19 protein-coding genes are annotated in these 21,859 nt (G+C 42.1%); 5 read left to right on the top strand and 14 right to left on the bottom strand.

Annotated features, from left to right (window positions below):
- Positions 1-36 precede the first annotated feature (36 nt).
- Entirely contained in the window at positions 37-2,664 is a 2,628-nt protein-coding gene (gene topA, locus Vgang_RS04730) for a type I DNA topoisomerase (protein ID WP_105902354.1), read from the bottom strand.
- A 304-nt stretch (positions 2,665-2,968) separates the two neighbouring features.
- Between topA and Vgang_RS04725 the strand changes: the two genes are divergently transcribed.
- Complete coding sequence (locus Vgang_RS04725; protein ID WP_105902355.1) at positions 2,969-3,226, top strand: YciN family protein; 258 nt, start codon at positions 2,969-2,971, stop codon at positions 3,224-3,226.
- A gap of 92 nt (positions 3,227-3,318) precedes the next feature.
- Here Vgang_RS04725 and focA read toward each other — a convergent pair whose 3' ends face one another.
- Complete coding sequence (gene focA, locus Vgang_RS04720; protein WP_105902356.1) at positions 3,319-4,161, bottom strand: formate transporter FocA; 843 nt, start codon at positions 4,159-4,161, stop codon at positions 3,319-3,321.
- Between the two features lie 289 nt (positions 4,162-4,450).
- The gene (gene sohB, locus Vgang_RS04715; protein WP_105902357.1) at positions 4,451-5,512 is read right to left on the bottom strand and encodes a protease SohB; all 1,062 of its coding nucleotides are present in this window, start codon (positions 5,510-5,512) and stop codon (positions 4,451-4,453) included.
- A gap of 152 nt (positions 5,513-5,664) precedes the next feature.
- Between sohB and Vgang_RS04710 the strand changes: the two genes are divergently transcribed.
- Positions 5,665-6,417, top strand: coding sequence for a YciK family oxidoreductase (locus tag Vgang_RS04710; protein ID WP_105902358.1), 753 nt, complete (start codon positions 5,665-5,667; stop codon positions 6,415-6,417).
- 124 nt (positions 6,418-6,541) lie between these two features.
- On the opposite strand, the gene mlc is transcribed toward Vgang_RS04710, so the two are convergent.
- Positions 6,542-7,756 carry a sugar metabolism global transcriptional regulator Mlc gene (gene mlc / locus Vgang_RS04705; protein WP_105902359.1) on the bottom strand — a complete coding sequence of 405 codons (1,215 nt, stop codon included), beginning with the start codon at positions 7,754-7,756 and terminating at the stop codon, positions 6,542-6,544.
- 271 nt (positions 7,757-8,027) lie between these two features.
- On the opposite strand from mlc, the gene pyk reads away from it, so the two are divergent.
- A complete protein-coding gene (pyk, locus tag Vgang_RS04700; protein ID WP_105902360.1) occupies positions 8,028-9,473 on the top strand; it encodes a pyruvate kinase in 1,446 nt (481 codons plus the stop codon).
- Positions 9,474-9,585: 112 nt separating this feature from the next.
- Here pyk and tagH read toward each other — a convergent pair whose 3' ends face one another.
- Together tagH and Vgang_RS04690 are read right to left on the bottom strand one after the other, a co-directional pair.
- Positions 9,586-10,656 (bottom strand): type VI secretion system-associated FHA domain protein TagH, encoded by a 1,071-nt coding sequence (gene tagH / locus Vgang_RS04695; protein ID WP_105902361.1) that lies wholly within the window; start codon positions 10,654-10,656, stop codon positions 9,586-9,588.
- A gap of 211 nt (positions 10,657-10,867) precedes the next feature.
- Positions 10,868-12,049 carry a patatin-like phospholipase family protein gene (locus Vgang_RS04690; RefSeq protein ID WP_105902362.1) on the bottom strand — a complete coding sequence of 394 codons (1,182 nt, stop codon included), beginning with the start codon at positions 12,047-12,049 and terminating at the stop codon, positions 10,868-10,870.
- A gap of 709 nt (positions 12,050-12,758) precedes the next feature.
- On the opposite strand from Vgang_RS04690, the gene Vgang_RS04685 reads away from it, so the two are divergent.
- Positions 12,759-14,231 carry a sodium-dependent transporter gene (locus tag Vgang_RS04685; RefSeq protein ID WP_105902363.1) on the top strand — a complete coding sequence of 491 codons (1,473 nt, stop codon included), beginning with the start codon at positions 12,759-12,761 and terminating at the stop codon, positions 14,229-14,231.
- A gap of 1 nt (position 14,232) precedes the next feature.
- Complete coding sequence (locus Vgang_RS04680) at positions 14,233-14,328, top strand: MetS family NSS transporter small subunit (protein ID WP_105902364.1); 96 nt, start codon at positions 14,233-14,235, stop codon at positions 14,326-14,328.
- 143 nt (positions 14,329-14,471) lie between these two features.
- On the opposite strand, the gene Vgang_RS04675 is transcribed toward Vgang_RS04680, so the two are convergent.
- The 8 genes from Vgang_RS04675 to pabC form a co-directional block, all read right to left on the bottom strand.
- The gene (locus tag Vgang_RS04675; RefSeq protein ID WP_105902365.1) at positions 14,472-14,975 is read right to left on the bottom strand and encodes a hypothetical protein; all 504 of its coding nucleotides are present in this window, start codon (positions 14,973-14,975) and stop codon (positions 14,472-14,474) included.
- 157 nt (positions 14,976-15,132) lie between these two features.
- Positions 15,133-15,600, bottom strand: coding sequence for an RDD family protein (locus Vgang_RS04670; protein ID WP_105902366.1), 468 nt, complete (start codon positions 15,598-15,600; stop codon positions 15,133-15,135).
- A 4-nt stretch (positions 15,601-15,604) separates the two neighbouring features.
- On the bottom strand, positions 15,605-17,218 hold the full coding sequence (locus Vgang_RS04665) for a PTS transporter subunit EIIC (RefSeq protein ID WP_105902367.1): 1,614 nt from the start codon (positions 17,216-17,218) through the stop codon (positions 15,605-15,607).
- 240 nt (positions 17,219-17,458) lie between these two features.
- Entirely contained in the window at positions 17,459-18,229 is a 771-nt protein-coding gene (locus Vgang_RS04660) for a TatD family hydrolase (protein WP_105902368.1), read from the bottom strand.
- A gap of 108 nt (positions 18,230-18,337) precedes the next feature.
- On the bottom strand, positions 18,338-19,297 hold the full coding sequence (holB, locus tag Vgang_RS04655) for a DNA polymerase III subunit delta' (protein WP_105902369.1): 960 nt from the start codon (positions 19,295-19,297) through the stop codon (positions 18,338-18,340).
- Positions 19,297-19,941: a dTMP kinase gene (tmk, locus tag Vgang_RS04650; protein WP_105902370.1), complete on the bottom strand. Its 645-nt coding sequence runs from the start codon at positions 19,939-19,941 to the stop codon at positions 19,297-19,299. The genes holB and tmk overlap by 1 nt, the downstream gene beginning before the upstream one ends.
- Positions 19,941-20,963, bottom strand: coding sequence for an endolytic transglycosylase MltG (gene mltG / locus Vgang_RS04645; protein WP_105902371.1), 1,023 nt, complete (start codon positions 20,961-20,963; stop codon positions 19,941-19,943). Before mltG ends, tmk begins: the two co-directional genes overlap by 1 nt.
- A complete protein-coding gene (gene pabC, locus Vgang_RS04640; RefSeq protein ID WP_105902372.1) occupies positions 20,960-21,760 on the bottom strand; it encodes an aminodeoxychorismate lyase in 801 nt (266 codons plus the stop codon). Before pabC ends, mltG begins: the two co-directional genes overlap by 4 nt.
- Positions 21,761-21,859 lie beyond the last annotated feature (99 nt).

Raw genomic sequence — 21,859 nt, 5'->3', positions numbered from 1 at the left:
CACATTAAGCTCTTTTTTATGCGTTAATTCAGAGAATTACTTTTTCGCTTTTTTGCGCTTATCGGTAATTTCCCATTTACCGTCTACGTACAGCGCCGTCCAGCCTGATGGTTTACCATCGACTTCAGAGCGCACGTAATGCTCTTTCGATTTACGGCTAAAGCGAACAACCGTTGGCACACCACCTGGATCAGCAACCGGTGCGGATGCTAAGTAATGGAATTTCTCTGGAATACGCTCTTTGTATTCTGCCATTTCCGCAACAAGTGGCGCGCGGGTTTCACGTGATTTAGGGAAGTTACTCGCCGCCATAAACAGGCCAGAAGCACCATCACGTAGAACAAAATACGCATCAGAGTTTGAACATGGCAATTCAGGGAAATGCACAGGATCTTCTTTCGGTGGTGCGACTTCACCGTTACGTAAGATCTTACGAGTATTTTTACATTCCTCGTTAGTACAGCCCATATACTTACCAAAACGGCCGTTTTTCAGCACCATGTCTGAGCCACATTTGTCACATTCAACCAATGGGCCATCGTAACCTTTAGGCTTAAACTCACCGTACTCAACCACGTAACCTTCACAGTTCGGGTTATTACCACACACATGCATTTTACGCTTATCATCAATTAGGTAAGCATCCATTGCCGTTTCACAAATTGGACAACGTTTCTTAGCACGTAATGCCGCGGTTTCAACGTCTTCTTCTAAAACGTTAATGACACCCTCTTCGTCACCCAAGTTAATGGTGGTTTTACAACGCTCTTTCGGTGGCAACGCATAACCGGTACAACCAAGGAAGACGCCCGTTGAAGCAGTACGAATTCCCATTGGACGAGAACAGGTTGGACATTCAATATCGGTTTCGACAATCTTGTTTGGCATCATGCCACCTTCCGATTCATCGAGTTCCGCTTTTTCTAGATCGGCGGTGAACGCATCAAAGAATTCGTTAAGCACGTCTGTCCAAGTTAACTGGCCTTCGGCTATTTTATCGAGCTTCTCTTCCATACGAGCGGTGAAGTCATAATCCATAAGATCGTTGAAACTTGCGTCCAAACGATCTGTAACGATTTCACCCATTTTTTCAGCGTAAAAACGACGCTGATCAACTTTCACATAACCACGATCTTGAATGGTGGAAATGATGGAAGCGTAAGTCGATGGGCGGCCAATGCCACGTTTCTCAAGCTCTTTAACCAATGCAGCTTCGGTATAACGTGCTGGCGGCTTAGTAAAGTGCTGCTTAGGATCCAATTGTTTCAATGACAACGTATCGCCAACTTTCACTGCCGGCAGAATTTGGTCTTCATTTTTACCCATTGGACGCTGAACACGAGTCCAACCGTCAAATTTCAAAATGCGACCTTTCGCTTTTAGAGTAAAGTCATCCGCTTTAACACTCACCGTCGTTGAGTCGTATTTAGCTGGCGTCATTTGACAAGCAACAAACTGATTCCAAATCAAAGCATACAATTTATGTGCATCCGCTTCCATACCTTGCAAGTCGTCGGCTTTCACATCAACGCTTGAAGGACGAATCGCTTCGTGCGCTTCTTGAGCACCTTGCTTGCTGCCATAGGTTAACGGATTTGCAGGTAAATAAGCGTCACCAAATTCAGATTGAATAAGCTCACGACAAGCCTCTACAGCTTCTTTACTCAAATTAGTTGAGTCAGTACGCATGTAAGTGATGTAACCGGCCTCATAGAGCCTCTGAGCCAGCATCATGGTCTTCTTAACACCGTAGCCTAAGCGGGTACTTGCCGCTTGCTGCAGGGTTGAGGTAATAAATGGCGCTGATGGCTTACTTGAGGTTGGGCGATCTTCGCGCTTACACACTTCGTAAGTCGCTTTTTCCAATACTGTTAATGCAGCTTTGGTTTCTGCTTCATTAACAGGTTTAAACGTTGCACCATTTTTCTGTGCAACTAATAAACGAAAATCTGTATTATCCAGCGTGGTGGTATCCGCGTGAATATCCCAGAACTCTTCCGGAATAAACGCATTGATTTCACGTTCACGTTCCACCAAGAGTTTTACTGCCACAGATTGTACGCGACCGGCAGACAAACCTCGTGCCACTTTCTTCCACAGAAGTGGTGATGCCATAAAGCCCACTACACGGTCTAAAAAACGACGTGTTTGTTGAGCATTTACGCCATCAAGGTTCAACTCACCCGGAGTTTCAAAAGCTTGTTGAATCGCATTTTTGGTAATTTCGTTAAAGACTACTCGTTTATAGCGCGCGTCATCGCCACCGATGATCTCACGAAGGTGCCACGCAATAGCTTCCCCTTCGCGGTCCAAATCGGTCGCGAGATAAACGCAATCCGCATCTTTTGCGAGTTTTTGTAATTCAGCAACGACTTTTTCTTTACCCGGTAAGATCTGGTAGTTTGCTTCCCAGTCGTTATACGGGTTAACGCCCATCTTTTTGATCAGCGCTGCTTTGTCTTTTTCTTTCTTAATACGAGCTTTTTCTTCTGGGCTCATACCTTTGGTCGAAATTGCCGCTGCTTTCTTTCCACTGCTTTGGCCAGCAGTAGGCAAGTCACGCACATGGCCAACACTCGATTTCACAACAAAGTCTTTTCCAAGATACTTATTGATCGTCTTTGCTTTGGCTGGTGACTCCACAATAACAAGAGATTTACCCATAACCGATTCTAAACATCCTCATCAGGTGCTTTATCATGCAGCACGCTGTTTATAATTAATTTGCTTCTTTTTTTACTATCGAGTGAGTTTTAAATAAGATCAACCTGTTTTTTTACTTTTCATTCTGACTGAATGACATATCGCCAATTTATGAAACAAGATCTTAGGCTATTTTTCCGTTAGATCCTGTTTGCTGTTAGGTATAAACTTACCTTCACTCTGGATTTGAACGACGCGGACAATACCGCCTAATTTCAATAGATTCAACCCAACCTTATTTTCCAATACAAGTGAGTAGGCCAATATGAGCAGTAAGAAAGCCATTTCTGAATTTGAACTTCTTCTTATCGCAAACCAAGTGATTCAAGACCATGCCGACTACGTAGAAGGCATGCGAGCCACATCGGTCACGGAAAAAGACGATGTCCTTATTTTCAAAGGTGAATATTTCTTAGATGAGCAAGGGTTGCCAACGGAAAAAACTACCGCAGTATTTAATATGTTTAAATACTTAGCACTGCATTTATCCAAAGAGTTCACGCTCGAAAATACCGTTCATTGATCTTTATCCTCCTACATCTATAGATACAAATAGATTGATACAAAAATGCCCTAGCTTTGAACTAGGGCATTTTTATAGCGATAACTTTACACTTATTTGCGTAAGAAGATAGACCAGAACCATAGGCCTACAAATACACTACCACCGATAATGTTACCGATAGTCACCGGGATTAAGTTGTTCATAACAAAATCCGCTAGGTTTAAATCTGCAAACTGGCTCGCTGTTGTACCCGTCATTTCCCAGAACTCAGCTGGCGCAAATGTTTTAATGCCAATCGCAAATGGAATTTGGAACATGTTTGCGATGCTGTGCTCAAAACCTGACGCAACGAACATGGCTACAGGCAAAATAAGGATTAACATTTTATCGGTCAGAGTGCGGCCAGAGTAAGACATCCACACTGCAATACAAACTAATAAGTTCGCCATAGTGCCTAATGCCACTGCAGAAGCAAAAGAATGGTGCATTTTATGTTGAGCGATGTGCATCGCGTTAATACCAATGCCGCCGTTATCACTCATATATTGTTGAGCCACCAGCATAATACCGACCAAAATGATACAACCAACAAAGTTACCAAAATACACTTGAACCCAGTTTTTGAACAATTGGCCCCAGCTGATCATGCCACTCGCTTTCGCTACCACAACAAGGGTTGAACTGGTAAACAACTCACTGCCTGTCACAACCACTAGGATTAAACCTAAGCTGAATGCCAAACCGCCCACTAAGTGAGATAAACCCGGTGCAATAGACTCAGTACCGCTCGTCACTGTGGTGTAAAAAATAAAAGCGATACCGATTTGCATACCTGCCGTCATCGCAAGCATAAAAGTTTTAAAGAAAGGCTTATTAACTTTATACACACCGGTTTCAGCGGCTTTTTTTGCCATATCAGCTGGCATTAACGATTCAAATTGATTGTTGTCCATTTTGTTCTCTCGTAACAATTAGATACAAAGTAAAGGAAGATGGCCGAATATTGCTTTTAAATGTGATCAAATTCAAGCTTCCTGAACATAGTAAATTTCTCAATTCTCGCCAGGTTATAAAAATATAACTTAGGTAAAAAGGTAGATATCAGCTGACATCTCCGTTTAAAAGTGGCACAAAATTCATCAATTCCGAATTTTATTTAAATAAAAATAAAGCCCACATGACGTGAGCTTAATTCAATAAAGATTGATGTAAATCAGTTCTTAGTCCTGAAAATTTGTCGACTTAAACAATGGGTCGCTGACCGCGAGAAAGCAGCTTCAGCAATACACTGTCTACGGTCTTAGCGGCGCTGCCTGAAATCTTGTCAGACAGTTTCTTTTTACGCACATAATGTAACGCCAATACCGATTTCTCTTTCGCCGCTTCCACAATCAAGTCATCAGAGGTTTTGATCTCATCTACCAAGCCAAGTTCTTTCGCTTGGGCACCAAACCAATGCTCGCCTGTCGCGACTTTATCAAGGTCTAATTCAGGACGATGTACACGAATAAAGTCTTTAAACAGCCCGTGGGTTTCTTCAAGCTCATGCTTAAACTTTTCGCGCGCTTTATCGGTGTTTTCACCAAACATAGTCAACGTGCGCTTATATTCACCAGCGGTCAGTTGCTCAAACTCAATATCATTCTTTTTCAATAACTTATTAAAGTTAGGAATTTGAGCAATCACACCAATAGAACCGACAATGGCAAATGGTGCTGAGACAATTTTGTCTGCTACACACGCCATCATATAACCACCACTTGCCGCTACTTTATCGACCGCAATGGTCAGGGTTATGCTGGCATTTTTCAAGCGATCAAGTTGAGATGAGGCTAATCCATATCCATGGACCATCCCGCCCCCAGATTCAAGCCTAACTAACACTTCGTCGCCTTCTTTTGCGACCGCTAAAATAGCCGTCACCTCTTCACGTAATGAGGTCACTTCTTTTGCATCAATGCTGCCATGAAAATCTAATACGAATAAATGTGGCTTGCGCTTATCTACCAATTCACCTGATTTCGCGGCTTTTTTGGCTTCTTTAGCCTGTTGTTTATTCTTTTCTTTTTGCTCTTTTTCTTGTGCTTTATGACGCGCTTTTAAATAAGCCTCATCATGTAAATGCCCTTCAAGTTGGGCAATCGTTTCTTCATGTTTTTCAGATAAATTGGTGACTTGTAACTCACCTTTTGCCTGGTTGCCTTTCGAACCCAATACTTTAATACCAACCACAACAGCAATAACCGCAACAACAAAGGTCACGACTTTGGCTAAAAACAGCCCATAATCCAGCAAAAATTCCAATATCATTCCCTCAAGTTTGATGAACTAGTGTATGGTAAAGCCCTTCGTTTATGCCTACCACTTAACTGCAAATTCTGTTGCATTATGGCATAAACCTATCAGTGACATAAAGTTAGATTCAGTGACATAACGTTTGATAAGGATTGTATACTGTGAATTATTCTGTGACCCCCAATGCGCTGACTGGAAAAACCATTTTAGTTACTGGTGCCGGAGATGGCATTGGTAAAGAAGCTGCTCTGCATTACGCTCAACATGGTGCAACTGTGATTTTATTAGGCAGAACGGTGAGCAAGTTAGAAGCCGTTTATGATGAGATCGAAGCCAAAGGTTACCCTCAAGCGGCTATCGTGCCACTGGATATGAAAGGGGCAAGCAAACAAAATTATTTAGATATGGCTGACACCATTAATGAGCAATTTGGTCAATTAGATGGACTACTGCATAACGCCGGTCTATTGGGCTCAATTACCCCATTTGAACAAATTGATGAAGCCAGTTTTGATGAAGTCATGCAAGTTAATGTCAAAGCCCAGTTACTCATGACTCAAGCCTTGTTGCCATTACTGAAAAAATCACCCGATGGCCGCGTGGTATTTACCTCTTCGACTGTCGGTCATATTGGACGTGCTTACTGGGGAAGTTACTCGATTTCGAAGTTTGCCACCGAAGGCATGATGCAAATTCTCTCCGACGAATTAAGCGATACCTCGGTTCGTGTTAACGCGATAAACCCTGGCGCCACACGCACTAAAATGCGCGCTTCAGCTTACCCGGCGGAAGATGCCGAACTGTTAAAAACACCACAAGATATTATGCCGTTGTATGTGTATTTGATGGCTCCGGAAGGCCAAACTGTACACGGGCAATGCATTGATGCCCAACCAAAACGCAAGCCGGTTTAATCATCATCGGAACTGAATAAAGCATTAGAAAAACAAAGCCAGTAGCATGAGGTGGCCCACCATCATTGTGCACTGGCTTTTTCATTTCACACTCATTTCACCTTGGTTTAAACAAGGGTTGAACTTAACCTTCGACAACTTTCATCAATAAAGAGCCATCATAGAGCGCTTGTTTGATCAGTGCTGCCCCTGGCATGGTTGTTTGGGTAAAGTACTTACACTCGACGATGGGGATATTCTTTTCATAAAGAGAGTAATTTTCCTGCTGCAATACTTGCTCTATCACTGGAAATAAAATGGATTTGGCCTTGGTTAAAGCGCCGCCAAGCAAAATTTTCTCTGGACTAAAAATATTCACCATCAGCGCAATACCCTTACCCAAGTCTTGACCTAGCTTTTCGATGGCTTGTTTCGCTAAATCGTCACCTGATATTGCCGCAGAGCAAATTTTATCCATAGTCAATTGCTCGGCAGATAACGTAGTAGGCTCGCCTTGCTCAATACGAGATGCCACCGAGCGACAAACGGCCTCTGATGATGCCACCGTATCTAAACAACCTCGTTTACCGCATTCACACAATTCACCATTAGGATCAATCTGGACATGCCCAAGTTCACCCATATTGCCGAATCGATTATAAGCAAGGCGTCCATTTAAAATCACGCCAGCTGCCACACCTTGGTGGTTACTGACCAAAAGTGAATTATCCACTTCTTGCGACTGACCAAATAAGAGCTCAGCCAACGCCCATGCGCTGGTATCATTGGCAATAAATACAGGAACCCCGGTTTTAGCATAAATCGCAGGGCCTAACTCTAAATTATGAATATTAAAGTAAGGCATTTGCAGCACCGTACCCGCAGAGAAATTCACTTTGGCAGGTAACGTCACGGCAATACTGGTCATTCGTTCAACTGAACGTGCATTACGCACGAAAAAACCATCTATTTCGTCCAAAATACGCTGCTGGAGCTTATCTTGATCTAGCTTTTCTAGTTCAACCTTAGCATCAACAATAATCTCACCACCGAGTTCATGTAATGCCAGTATGAGGTAACCTTTCCCCAAACGTACAGATAAGAACTGCCAGCCAATATTATCGGTTTGCAAACCTACCGCCGGACGACCACGGCTTAATGATTCTTGTACGACTGTTTCATGGATAAGGTGGCCTTCCATCAATTCACGCGAAATTTTCGTGATACTCGCAGGCGCTAACCCGCTTAATTTCGATAAGTCAATGCGTGAAATTGGGCCAAACTGATCGATCAATTTATATACGCGACCTGTATTGATTTGCTTAATTTGATCAATATGACCAGGTTGAGCCATGTACATGATGTACTCCTTTTTAGAAACAGACTGTAATTTTTTTACACCCCAAACTAATTGTGAAGCGCACTCCCCCCGTTGCGTGACAAATATCACGCAGAAATTGCCATTTGCGTCTATTCTATCCAATTTAGAAACAAGAAAATTACCTGACCACGCAGATATTTAAAAAAATTGAAACACTTTTTCAGTTGAATTTGCGAGTCAATTAATGAAATGCGACATCATTTAGTGATACCGTTGAAAAAATTTAAGTACTTTATAGATGGAGTTATGCATGTCTAAACGTTTAAGACGCACAAAAATTGTTACCACCTTGGGCCCCGCTACGGACAAAGAAGGTGTGCTTGAAGAAATCATTAAAGCGGGAGCGAATGTGGTTCGTATGAACTTCTCTCACGGCTCAGCAGAAGACCATATTTTACGCGCTGAAAAAGTACGTAACATCGCAGCAAAACTTGGCATCCATGTTGCTATTCTTGGTGACCTACAAGGGCCTAAAATTCGCGTATCAACGTTTAAAGATGGCAAAATCCAACTCAATATTGGCGATAAATTCACACTAGACAGTGACTTACCTAAAGGTGAAGGTGACCAATTTTCTGTCGGCCTTGACTATAAAGAGCTACCTAAAGATGTCGGCCCTGGAGATATTCTTCTACTGGATGATGGCCGCGTGCAACTGAAAGTGACAGGGGTCGATGGTAATAAAGTTCACACAGAAGTGACCGTTGCAGGTCCATTATCGAACAACAAAGGCATCAACAAAAAAGGTGGTGGCCTTTCTGCTGATGCACTGACAGACAAAGATAAACAAGACATTCTCACCGCCGCAAAAATCAAAGTAGACTATCTTGCGATTTCATTCCCTCGCAATGGCGAAGACATGAATTACGCACGCAGTCTTGCCCGTGATGCTGGCTTAGAAGCAAAGTTAGTCGCCAAAGTGGAACGTGCTGAAACGGTCATAAATGAAGAAAGTATGGATGATATTATTCTTGCTTCTGATGTTGTGATGGTGGCGCGTGGCGATCTAGGTGTTGAAATTGGCGACGCAGAATTAGTCGGTGTACAAAAGCAATTAATTCGCCGTGCTCGTAGCCTAGACCGTAACGTGATCACCGCAACCCAAATGATGGAATCGATGATCAACAGCCCGATGCCAACTCGTGCTGAGGTAATGGACGTCGCTAACGCCGTTCTAGATGGTACCGATGCCGTGATGCTGTCTGCTGAGACCGCCGCTGGTAGCTTCCCTGTGGAAACGGTGAAATCGATGGCGGAAGTGTGTATTGGCGCAGAAAAAATGCCAACAGTGAATGTATCGAACTACCGTCTGGATCGTAAATTCCAGTCTGCTGAAGAAACCATTGCTATGGCAACCATGTACGCCGCAAACCACATGGAAGGCATTACTGCTATGATTTCGATGACGGAATCTGGCCGTACGCCTTTGATGATGTCACGCCTAAGCTCTGGCCTACCTATTTTTGCTCTATCTCGCAACGAAAGCACACTGAACCGTGCAGCACTTTACCGTGGTGTAACACCGGTTTACTTTGAAAACGACGCGGGCTCGGGCCTACCATGTGCACTAGCGGCAATTGAAACGCTAAAGCAAAAACACTTACTGAGCGCTGGAGATAAAATTATTATTACCCAAGGGGATGTCATGGATCTCGTCGGCTCCACTAACTGTATGCGCATCATCACGGTTGAATAAAAATCAGATAACGCTATAAGTTATCGGTCTATATATTCTTGCCGTTTCACCTATCGAAAAAAGGCTCATCAAATCAATATGATGAGCCTTTTTAGTATCTAACACTTCTCCGCTATGACGATTGCTGACGCTGCAAGCTATCATAGGATTGTTCAAACACTTCCCAAAATTGCTTCTCAAAACCTTTTTGACGGCCAGAAGTCAGTTCTGAAAAATACGATTGATACATCTTCCATGCCCAAGCATCTGGGTCCATATTTTCAGGTGCGTTTTTACGATAGGTTTGAAAACGCTTCAATAAGGTTTCCGGTGACAATTCTGATAATAAATATTGTAATGCCACAACTGTCGCTTGATGCATTCTTTCGCTGTGAGATTCAATGGATTTCAAGCTACTTTCAATGGCTTGTGTTGGCTCTAGATGGAATAAATTTCGTTCTTTAGCGAATAATAACTTTTCCGTTTCCTCTACGCTTAATCCCATCTGCAACGGGTTATCCTGGATTGGCTGAAAACTGCGGTTCAGTAAATGAAAGTAACTGTCTTTACGGTTGTGTATTGCTAATAACCCCGCAATACTTGCCGATAATAGAGCTTGCGTGTCACTAGACGATTCAGTGGTAGGTGACAACATCCTTGATTCCTCTTTCCTTTCTATTAACTCGAAATCATCTTCTGATTGGCTAATAGATTCTGATTTATTGATAGATATTGCCTCGCTATTCGATGCTTGAACTTCTCGCGCTTCAGGCAAATCAATATCGAGTTGAGGAATATATTGTTTTTTTTCTTCTTGTACGCTCGCCCCTGCCATTTCAGCGACGCGATAACGTTCTTGAGCTTCTACTTCGACGACTTTGAGGTGGGCTCTTATTTGATATGAGCCAATCCTAAATATATCGCCATTTTTCACTGTTACTTTTCGCTGTTGCTCAAACTGAGCAGGTTCATCATTTATCCCTATCCCACCTTGAATATCAGTGAGACGATACTCACCATCTTCAAATGTAATTTCACAATACGGCGTGATCAGCGCATTATTGGGGTCAGGTAATACCCAATGGCAGCTATCATCATTACCGATCAAGCCTCCCTCTTGCTCAAACTGATGCGATGCCGCACCACCTGTTTTTAAAAGGCGAGTATTCATTACAACAAAAGTAAGAAATAATTTTTCTTCCATGACCACTCCATATACAACAGCAAATGAAAATTAGGCCATTCTTCATCATCAGCAAAAGCACAGTAAAAAAGCGATGCCTATAAACAGGGATACTTTTCCGATAAAGAATAAACCAAGGGAAATAGTGACGAAAAAATAAGAAATGAACACGTGCGAAAGGAAAAATTGCGATCAGGTTAACTTCTAACCTGACCGACTTATCAACAAAAGATTAAAAATGTTTGTAAGCATCATCATGGATCGCATTTGGCTTACGGTTTAAAGCAAGATATTGCTCCATATACCTTTTCCCAGCTTGTATACCCTGCAGATAATCAAACTCTAAATCCTCTGCTTTACTCAGTAAAGGAGATGAGCGGAGTGGTGCTTCAGGCGCAATTTGCAAAATGTAACAATCATCAGGTGGATTCATCATAAAATTATGCGTTAACGTGAAGGTTTGATGGTGGACCAATAGCATATCCATAATGCCTGCATCAAATTGATCACCTAACAAATGACACAAACGATATACATCACTACTGCCAAATAACCACCGACCGCCATTTAAAGTCGGCTTAACCAATTCTTTTTCGACTTGCTTTGAACGTTCGATTCTCTGCTTAAGGAAATTATCAAAATCAAGTCGCCACGTGGCTGCCCTTGCTGCAATCCGAGTTTGAATCGATTCAATATGATGCTCTATTCCAACTTTATTCAAAAAAGCATTTAATGCTGTTGAACTTTGTTCTTGCTGCATTTCATCACTGAATGTGACTGGTTCTGTGCGAATCACACTGATTAAGCGTGAACCTTGTCGCCAGGCTTCTTGAGCAGGGATCGCCGCCGATACCCCTCCATCAACATAAAAATGATCTTCAATTTTAACTTCATGTCGATACAAAGCCGGAATGGCGCAGGTCGCCTTTAAAGTATCGGCCCAATGTTGAGTAAAGATGGGTAGGTAGGCGTCGTGTAAATTATCCATATTGGTTACAGCAGCAAAGGCTTTCCTTTCACCTAGAGCATAACGACCCGCATCAATATCAAGCCAATAAGGAGGTTCTAATAGACGCTCAAAAGCCCAATCTAAATCCAGACGTTGCTTACGACGAATATGCTTAAATAAACGGAAAAATTCAGGTTGAGTCGTGAGCTCACTAATAAAAGCTTTACCTAACCCCTTTTGACGACAAAGATAAGACGTAATATTCAATGCTCCGGCAGAAGTGCCATAAAAGACATCAAATGGGTCAAACGCAGCTTCTAAAAAGCTGTCAAGGACGCCAGCGGTAAAAATGCCTTTTTGCCCACCGCCTTGAGCAACTAAAGAGTGCCGTCCGTTGGCATACTTGTTCAGTGTAGTGAGATCAACAGACATACCTTGGTCGGTAATGATTCCCGTATTGTTCACTCACTTTCTCCTTGAAATTATTTCTAAATTGCTATGCTCTACATTCAATTATCGCATCTATTAATGCGTCACTACGATAGCAGCAAAAATAGATAAAACGATAACAATTGAACAAATAATAACAGCTGAAATTTTAAGATCTGTACTCATAACGCATCCTCTATAGATATATGCATTTCGATTCTAACATGCCTTAGGAATCTAAATGCATGAAATAAAATTAAACAACAATAAATTCATCAAACTATCTTGTTTTACATTCATACTGAAAATAAATATCTAACAAACATCTCCTTCAAGAATCTGTTTTAGAACAAAATATCGTACTCGGTCATAAAATTGCACATTAAAACAGCACTCAAAACTCATTCACCCACAACATTAATATCAACTAATACACTTAATGATTAGAGATAATAACCAAATATAAAACTTATAGCAGTGATATCTAGCATAATGATAAATATATCAAGTTTTATCCAACATTTAACAGCGCAGTTACATTTGCTTTCATCTATTGCGTTCTTTTTATTGAATATGTAATCTCGCAATATGCACAGGTGAAAGTTTCACCTTTTGCAAACACACATTGATAAAATCAGAATAATAATCTGGAATTTAACAAGTTGAACAGCATTTTACACCTAAGAATAACGCGCTGTTTCAACCTTGTTAATACTCCAAAGTCGCAGTTACAGAGGATTTGTACATGAAAAGAGAACAGTGGGGCTCCCGTGCGGGGTTTGTTCTAGCTGCCGTAGGATCGGCGATCGGCTTGGGCAATATTTGGCGCTTCCCATACATGGCGTATGAAAATGGTGGCGGTGCTTTCTTTATTCCATACCTTTTTGCCATGCTAACAGCAGGCATCCCTTTTATGATTTTAGAATTTACCATGGGACATAAATTCCGTGGTTCTGCACCAAAAACCCTCGCCAAAATCCATTCCAAATTTGAATGGCTAGGCTGGTTCCAAGTCATGATCGCTGCCGTGATCGGTGTATACTACATCGCTATCATTGGTTGGGCGATCTCTTATGTTGGCTTGGCATTTAACCAAGGCTGGGGGAGCGATCCAAACGCATACTTCTTTGGGGAATACCTACAACTAGGTGGTGATAATTCACCAAGTCAACTGGGTAATATTCAGTGGCATATTGCCATTCCAATGATTGTTGGCTGGTTAGTGACTTTCGCAGCCCTATTCGGCGGTGTTAAAGGTGGTATCGAGCGCGCAGGTAAAATCATGATGCCTGTACTATTTATCATGGTACTCGCTTTAATTGCCCGCATGGTCTTCCTACCAGGTGCTGCTGACGGTTTGAACTACATGTTCAGCCCAGACTTTAGCCGATTAACCGATCCATCTGTCTGGTCTGCTGCTTATGGTCAAATGTTCTTCACCTTATCAGTCGGCTTTGCCATCATGTTGGCTTACTCAAGCTACCTACCTGAAAAGTCAGACATCAATAACAATGCAATGATGACGGTATTGATTAACTGTGGCTTCTCAATTCTTGCTGGTGTCATGATCTTCTCCGTTTTAGGTTACATGGCTCAAGAACAAGGTAAGCCGCTGACTGAAGTTGTTTCATCAGGTGTAGGTCTAGCGTTTGTGACCATTCCTGCCGCAATCAACCTACTACCGATTCCATACATTCTTGGTCCACTATTCTTCCTAGCACTAGTGGTTGCAGGTTTCAGCTCGCACATTTCAATCATGGAAGCGGTTACTTCTGCCTTCATCGATAAACTGAAATGGTCTCGTCGCAAAGCTGCAAGTATTGTCTGTGGTGTAGGCTTGGTCGTCTCACTGGCATTTGCAACCAATGGCGGCTTATTACTGCTTGATCTAGTCGATTACTTTATTAACAACATTGCCCTACTTGGCAGCTGTTTAATTGAGCTAGTACTTGTAGGTTGGTTATTCAAAGTAGCCGATATCCGCAAACACGCGAATGCGGTATCTGATTTCACTATCGGGGTTTGGTTCGAACTATGTATCCGCTTTGTCAGCCCAATCATGATTGCAATCATTCTTGCTAATAAGATCATTGCGACCATTACTGATGGCTACGGTGGTTACGCAATGGCAGAACTGATGACCTTTGGCTGGGGATTACTTGCACTGATGCTAGTTATCGCTATCGTTATTAATATGAAAAAATCTCAGGAGGCTTAATATGACTACTGGTGCAATCATCATGATGATTATTGGCCTTGGCATTACTTGGGGTGGCGCTGCTATCTGTATTCGCCATGCGATGAAAAGCAAGTAAATACAACGCTTAACTTTAACAGCTAAAAATCAAAGCCCGCGACTTATATCGCGGGCTTTTTCATTTATCAAATTGTCCCATCCTGAAATTTGTTTTCATATCTCGAACGAGACTAAACAACGAAAAATAAACACGCCCTAATATTAAAATGAATATCGGATACCAATCGCGGCCTGAAAATCCACATCAAAATCGTCAGGAATATTAATCACAGGAGCAAGCTGGGCATACGTATCCCACTGCCGAGCAAAATTCCAATCCACGCCAATCGGCATACGTACACCATAATCGTTAAAATAGTGATCAGAATCACGGTTAACGCCACAACCATCATGACACTCATCATCCCAGTCATAGAATGCACCCGCTCCAATGTACCAAGTAAACGGCACCGACGGGCTAAATTGACCATTCAAAAATAAGTAATCCGCCGCAATGCCATCATCACCTAATGACAAGTTCACTTTATTATAAAGCTGCCCTACAACACTAAAGCCACGGTCAAAACCGAATCCAAGCTTATAATCTGAGTTATTGGTGTATGAAGGGAGTTTCGTATTGTTTCTCACGCCTTCTTCAGCCAATACTGAGCCACTTGCTAATAAAGCGAGACATACGATACTTCGGCTTAAAATCCCCTGTTTCATCCGCCCTCCTAGGCTTTCCTTTAATCAAAAACAGTAAGAATTTAAGCATGAACAATCACAAGATATATATTGTCAGCGTCAATCATTCGCTAATTTTATGTAAAAAAAAGCCAGCTGAGGGAACTCAACTGGCTTCAAAATATTTGGACAAAATAAATTAGTAATCAACTACGTCAGTCGAGAACTTTTTATCGTGCCACGGTGCATGACCATGTACTAAGAACTGTGCTCCGTTGTAAAGAACGTACAATCCTAGGGTTGCCACACTAAAGTATATTTTTTGAAACTCGCGCTTTAAATAACGAGATTCTGTCATTGGTTCGTCTGAAGTAGATTCAACCGACAGACGTAAAAAATAACGAGAGAACGAGTTTTTAAGCAAGCGATAACAAATCCAGTGATATCCCATGTACACGCCGATAGTCACAATCATGACACCAACGATAATCATCAATAATACTGGTAATGCAATTGCATCATTAAACGAGAAGGCAACTCCTGTTCCTTGAGATGCATAAGCTAGCACCCCAAGGTAGATATCTCTTGCGATCATGGCAAACATTTGCACGATTGCCATATCGATAACAAAAGTACCTACTCGTTTATATTTATGCTTAAAGCTCATTCAATTACATGCCAAGCTTAGAGTTAATCGCAGCTTTATAGCCTGCAGCTTGTGCACCGTAGATAGCTTGGATACCAGTACCACCTACTTTCACTAGACCTTTAGCACCAAGTTGCTGTGTCCAGTAATCGTTATCTTGTACTTTATCGCCGTCTTTAACAGAGATACGTAGACGAGTGATACATGCATCAACAGATACAATGTTATCTTTCCCACCTAGAGCTTCAATCATGCTGTCAATAAGCGCATCGTTGCCGCCTTTACCAGATTTCGCATCACGGTATTCTTGCTTAGACACTGTTGCTACCGCACTACCTTTACGACCTGGTGTTTTAACATCGAATTTCACGATGTACCAACGGAATAGGAAGAAGTAGATAGGCGCATAGATAGCACCAACTAGTGGAATGTAGTACCAGTGGTTTTCTGTACCTGTTAGGCCAGGAAGCATACCGAACAAGCTGAAGTCGATGAAGCCACCAGAGAATGTCATACCAACTTTAACATTCAACAAGTCCATTAGCATGAAAGAGATACCTGCTAGTGGCACGTGGATGAAGTAGTAAAGTGGTGCAGACAAGAATAGGAATGTGAACTCGATTGGTTCAGTGATACCTGTCAAGAATGCCGTTAGTGCAACAGAGAACAATAGACCGCCCGCGGCTTTCTTATTGTTGTCATCAGCTAGCGTGTACATTGCGAATGCCGCTGCTGGTAGACCAAACATCATGAATGGGAATTTACCTGTCATGAAGTTAGTTGCAGAGAACTGAGAGTAATCGCCGTTTGCTAGAGAAGCAAAGAAGATGTTTTGCGTACCTTTCACTAATTGACCAGCGATTTGAGCTGTACCACCGATCTCACTTTGCCATAGTGGCAAATAAAATACGTGGTGAAGACCCACTGGGATCAATGAACGTTCAATGATACCGAATACAAATGATGCGATGAAACCGTTACCTGATGCAGATAGCGCACCTAGTGCCGCACCTAGAGAACCGAATAGAGCACCGATGTAAGGCCATACGAATACTAGCGCGATACCGTAGAACAATGCAGAGAATGCAGAGATGATTGGTACGAAACGTGCGCCAGCAAAGAAGCCTAGGTAATCAGGTAGGACAACATCGTGGTATTTGTTGTGTAGAACAACGGTGATACCACCAGCAATCAGACCACCAAATACACCCATGTTAAGTGTATTAGTAATACCTAGCATGTTGCCTAGGATACCTGCGTATTCAGTACCCATTAGCACAACATTGCCGTCATGAACCATACCTGCAACCGCTAAAGTTTTAGCAATTGACACGTTCATAACTAGGAATGAGATTGTCGCAGCCAGTGCAGCAGCACCTTTTTCAGCGCGCGCAAAACCAATGGCAATAGCCAGAGCAAATAAAAGTGGCAAGTTACCGAAAACGATATCGCCCGCACCTGTCATAACTTGTAAAAAGTTATTTAGGATTGTGCCTTCTTGCAGAATTGAAATGTTGTATGCTTCAACCATGCTTTGGTTGGTGAAGCTCCCCCCGATACCCAGCATGATACCTGCAGCTGGAAGCAGTGCTATCGGAAGCATTAATGCTTGCGACAGTTTACTAAAAAAGGCCTTCATAACCCCTACTCCTTTGATTTGAATTTTTGTTTTACTAAAGTTTACAATTCTAATTATTGTGGGCGCACATTAGCTGCGACCGTATTTCTTGTCAATCTGAACGCGACTTTAACACCAACTTAGTGAAAAAAATTTGATCTTGGCAGAATTTTCTGTTGCATATATTTCAATGCATAAAAAAAACAAGTGCAATTTTGATCTTTTTTTAATTTTTACAATTGTTAATTTGTATCAATAAAATTAACCATTCAAAAACAATCTCTTAAAGTTATTCGTGGTAATCTCCTCCACTTCTTTAACATCTCGCTGCTGCAATTTAGCAAGAAATTTCGCCACATCCGCAACATAGGCTGGCTGATTTTCTTTCCCTCGATGAGGGATGGGTGCCAAAAATGGAGAATCAGTTTCTACCAGTAATCGCTCCAATGGCAATTGCTTAACCACATCTTGCAACTCAGTCGCTTGTTTAAAAGTGATAATGCCAGACAACGAAATATAAAAGCCCAATTCCATCGCCGCTTTTGCAAAAGCAAGGTCTTCTGTAAAACAATGAATTACCCCACCACAACGCTCAGCATGACCATTGCGTAATACATCGAGTGTTTCCTCACGCGCATTACGCGTATGAATAATCAACGGCTTGCTCAATTCATTTGCAACTTCAACATGCTGTTCAAACAACTCAACTTGACGCTTAGCGGTTTCTGGCTGATAGAAAAAATCCAGACCGGTTTCCCCCACTGCCACCACTTTCTCATGGGAGGCATATTGTTTGAATAAGCCTAAATCGAACTCACTTTCACAATCTAAAGGATGCACACCGCAAGAGGCATGAATTTGATCAAATGTTTCAATCATAGACAACATTTTCGGAAATGCCTCTAAAGTCACACCTACTGTCAGCATTTCTTGCACACCGACCTGTTTCGCCTTGTGCAGGACATCCGCAACATCTATATGAAGATCCTCGTAATTAAGTTTGTCTAAATGGCAGTGTGAATCAATTAACATAGTCGATCTCCTGAGATTTAGTTGTCATTGTATGGTGGTAAAAAAGTATGAAATTCATCTATTCGTAGTGCGAATGCAAAAAGTAGTAAACCGATGATGCTTTACCAATTAGGACTGGATGAAGCCTAAGTACCAATCAAGAATCAGTAATTCCGCGTTCAAACCGGAAGCAGTGTGTAATGATCGATATAGTTTCTGAACTTGCTGATAGTGGTGATGCGCTTTTTCGTAAGAAACTTCATGGATTAAAGATTCAAATTGTGATGGAAATGGCCCGTCACAGACCCCAAAATGCGCTTTTTGTAAGTCATTAAATAAGTAAAGTAACCACGTCAACTTTTCTAAAGGCTCTTCTTTAAAAAAAGTTTGAACCGGATTGAGTGAGGCCTCTGGTTGCGTCAGACCTTGGCTTAATAACTCCAGCAAATTTTGCCATTGTAGATGCTTATCTTGTTCAATGAACTCAAGCGCTTGTAGTGGTGATTGAGCATACATTTTGATGCAAAACCAATCGCTTGCTGCCGACTTGCTCGATTTTTGTGTCAGCCATTCTAACAGCACCGTTTTCTTAATTATCGGTAGTTGCCAGTGCTGACAGCGGCTAGTAATGGTTGGAAGCAACTTATGTTTATCTTCACTTAATAAGATAAACACACAACGTTCTGGCGGTGTTTCCAGCGTTTTCAAAAGCGCATTTGATGCTGATTCATTCATCGCTTCTGCCGGATGAATAATAATGACTCGTTTACCGCCCAGTTGTGACGACTCGATGGCATAACGATTTGCATCTCGAATCTGATCAACACTGATCGCTTTACCATCCTTTTCAGGTTGTACCCAATGAACATCAGGGTGATGTCCACTCTGACTTAACTCACAGCTATGACAGAAACCACAAGCCTCATCGTCTGCGTTTTTACAGACGATAGCGGCAGCAAGGCGAGATACCAACTGCTCCATACCCGTACCGACTTTGGCATTACAAAGCATGGCATTAGGTATTGCATGACGAGTCAACATTAACTGCCAACGCTGCCACATTGGCTCTAACCAAGGGTACAATTCCATTATTTAACCTGTTGTTCGTTATCAAACCAACCTTGCAAGGCCAGTTTCAAATCCTGTGTCACTTGTTCAAGGTTCTGCTCAGCATTGATGGTAATAATAGTCGGATCAGTTTGAGCGGCGTCTAGATAACACGCACGAGCTCGCTCAAAAAAACTCAAATCCATTTTTTCAATTCGGTCTAGTTCACCCCGCCCACAAGCACGTTCCAAGCCAACTTTAGGATCAATATCCATATACAAGGTTAAATCCGGCTTAAAATCCCCTAAAGCGGTTTGTCGAAGGTTTGCCATCACGGTTGGTGAAATTTGACGGCCACCACCTTGATAGGCTTGTGAAGAAAGGTCATGGCGATCGCCCAACACCCATTGCCCACGCTCAAGAGCCGGCTTAATGACATTTTCTACTAACTGGACCCGAGCTGCGTAAATCATTAACAATTCACTGATGTCGTGTAGATGCTCGCCTTCATGCTCTTCTTTAACCAAAGCTCTTAATTTTTCTGCAAGAGGCGTCCCGCCCGGCTCACGAGTTTGTACTACTTCACCAACGTTATTGTGGCTTAATACCTTAAGGATGGTTTTAATAGCTGTACTTTTACCAGCTCCCTCTAATCCTTCTACGACAATAAATTTTGCTGTATTCATTATTGGCTCTTATTCGCTCTTAATTGTTTTAAATAACGCTGTACAGCACGGTTATGCTCTGCAAGTGACTGACTAAACACATGGCCACCATTACCACTGGCAACAAAATACAAATAATGACTGTTCTCTGGATTTAAAGCCGCTTGAATCGACTCCACACCAGGCATCGCAATCGGTGTCGGCGGTAAACCATTAATCACATACGTGTTATACGCTGTCGGTGTGGAGAGATCTTTTTTACGAATATTGCCATCATATTTATCCCCCATTCCATAAATGACCGTGGGATCGGTTTGCAGACGCATGCCTTTGTTCAAACGATTAATAAACACAGAAGCGATACGCTGACGTTCAGACTCTATCGCCGTCTCTTTTTCAATAATCGATGCTAAGATCAATGCTTGATAAGGGCTTTTCAGAGGCAAGTTATCCTGCTTTGATTGCCACGCTTTATCTAATTCTCGAATCAGGGATTGATGAGCACGCTTTAAAATATCGAGATCTGACATTCCAGCTGTGTAGTGATAGGTTTCGGCAAGCAGTAAGCCTTCTAGCTTTTCATGTTCTTCACCTAATGCTTTAGCAATATCGGCCTCTGACATCTCTTGCGTTGCTTGTTTAAGATCTTTTGCTAGCGCCAATTGTTGGCGCCATTCATCGAAACGACTGCCTTCAATAAAGGTAATGGTAAACTGATATTCTTGTCCTGACACCATGGTTAGCAATGCTTCTTTTAATGTCTGCCCTGGCACTAACTCATAAGTACCCGCACGAATATGGACCACTTCAGGGTGTAAGCGTGGTAATAAACGTGAGAAAGAATTCGACTTAATCCAACCTTCTTTTTCTAATGTCCACAAAGCACTGTGCAACGTTTTACCATGCTCGACCGTGAACAGCTGCTTTTGCTCAATGTTTAAAGGCTGTTGCAAATAATTCTCCACCTGTGACTTTGCATAAAAAAGGGAACCAGCAGCAATAATAAGAAGAACAAGGAAGATAATCGTTATTTTTTTTATCACGGGTTGAGTTTCTCCTGCAGAGCGCGTGTGATTGCGCCAATAGTAAATGTTGTATTTTGAATTTTTTTGATCGGCACAATCGCATGTAAGGCATTGGTCATAAACACTTCATCCGCTTGAAGTACATCCTTAAGCTTATAATGACCAACCACTACGGATTGCATACCAAGCACTTGAGCACGCATCACCCCCTCCACGCCATTAAGAGTTAAATCAGGGGTGTAAATCTGCCCATTAATTACCCAAAACAGATTGGCAGCACACATCTCCACTACCGTATTTTGGCAGTCTAACACGATGGCGTCTTGGTTCTGTTGGTGCTCAATATCTTGTTTAACCAAAATTTGTTCTAAACGATTATTATGCTTAAGCCCGGCAAGAAGAGGATTGATCCCCAATTTTACTTGGCTTACACCAACCTCAATACCATACTGCTGCCAATCATTATAATGGTTTGGATAATCAAATGAAGACACGGTCACTTGGCTACCTACCAGCCCTTGGCAGCTATACCCTCGCCCTCCATGACCTCGACTAATATGGATTTTGATACCACTTAAAGTAGAAAGAGGTGAATGTTGATCTATCGCCTGAGTCACCCACTGTTCGATTTGTTGCCAATCAGGCAATTCAATGGCTAAACGCTGACAGGTTGTTTGCAGCCGATTTCGATGCGCTTCCCAGTACATTGGAAGACCATTTTTTACTAACACAGTCGTAAAACACCCATCGCCATACTGAAATGAGCGATCGGTAACTTGAGTATGTTCTTGCGGCTTTCCGTTTACAAAAAACATGACTGTGTCCGTAGTTCAAATAAAAAAACGGCCTAATGCTATAACATTAAACCGTTTTATAAAATGCTTAATTGATTTTGCTGGCTCAGAAGCCGTCAA

The organism is Vibrio gangliei, from assembly GCF_026001925.1.
Taxonomy (GTDB): Bacteria; Pseudomonadota; Gammaproteobacteria; order Enterobacterales; family Vibrionaceae; genus Vibrio; species Vibrio gangliei.
Note: the sequence above shows the minus strand (reverse complement) of the source record. Positions and strands in the feature narration are given on the sequence as shown.

Coding starts and splice junctions, on each gene's coding strand:
- tagH (WP_105902361.1), bottom strand. CDS start 10,656: ATGGAAGAAAAATTATTTCTTACTTTTGTTGTAATGAATACTCGCCTT.
- Vgang_RS04670 (WP_105902366.1), bottom strand. CDS start 15,600: ATGAGCTTTAAGCATAAATATAAACGAGTAGGTACTTTTGTTATCGAT.
- focA (WP_105902356.1), bottom strand. CDS start 4,161: ATGGACAACAATCAATTTGAATCGTTAATGCCAGCTGATATGGCAAAA.
- pabC (WP_105902372.1), bottom strand. CDS start 21,760: ATGTTTTTTGTAAACGGAAAGCCGCAAGAACATACTCAAGTTACCGAT.
- holB (WP_105902369.1), bottom strand. CDS start 19,297: ATGGAATTGTACCCTTGGTTAGAGCCAATGTGGCAGCGTTGGCAGTTA.
- Vgang_RS04665 (WP_105902367.1), bottom strand. CDS start 17,218: ATGAAGGCCTTTTTTAGTAAACTGTCGCAAGCATTAATGCTTCCGATA.
- Vgang_RS04680 (WP_105902364.1), top strand. CDS start 14,233: ATGACTACTGGTGCAATCATCATGATGATTATTGGCCTTGGCATTACT.
- Vgang_RS04725 (WP_105902355.1), top strand. CDS start 2,969: ATGAGCAGTAAGAAAGCCATTTCTGAATTTGAACTTCTTCTTATCGCA.
- topA (WP_105902354.1), bottom strand. CDS start 2,664: ATGGGTAAATCTCTTGTTATTGTGGAGTCACCAGCCAAAGCAAAGACG.
- Vgang_RS04660 (WP_105902368.1), bottom strand. CDS start 18,229: ATGTTAATTGATTCACACTGCCATTTAGACAAACTTAATTACGAGGAT.
- Vgang_RS04675 (WP_105902365.1), bottom strand. CDS start 14,975: ATGAAACAGGGGATTTTAAGCCGAAGTATCGTATGTCTCGCTTTATTA.
- Vgang_RS04685 (WP_105902363.1), top strand. CDS start 12,759: ATGAAAAGAGAACAGTGGGGCTCCCGTGCGGGGTTTGTTCTAGCTGCC.
- pyk (WP_105902360.1), top strand. CDS start 8,028: ATGTCTAAACGTTTAAGACGCACAAAAATTGTTACCACCTTGGGCCCC.
- tmk (WP_105902370.1), bottom strand. CDS start 19,941: ATGAATACAGCAAAATTTATTGTCGTAGAAGGATTAGAGGGAGCTGGT.
- mlc (WP_105902359.1), bottom strand. CDS start 7,756: ATGTACATGGCTCAACCTGGTCATATTGATCAAATTAAGCAAATCAAT.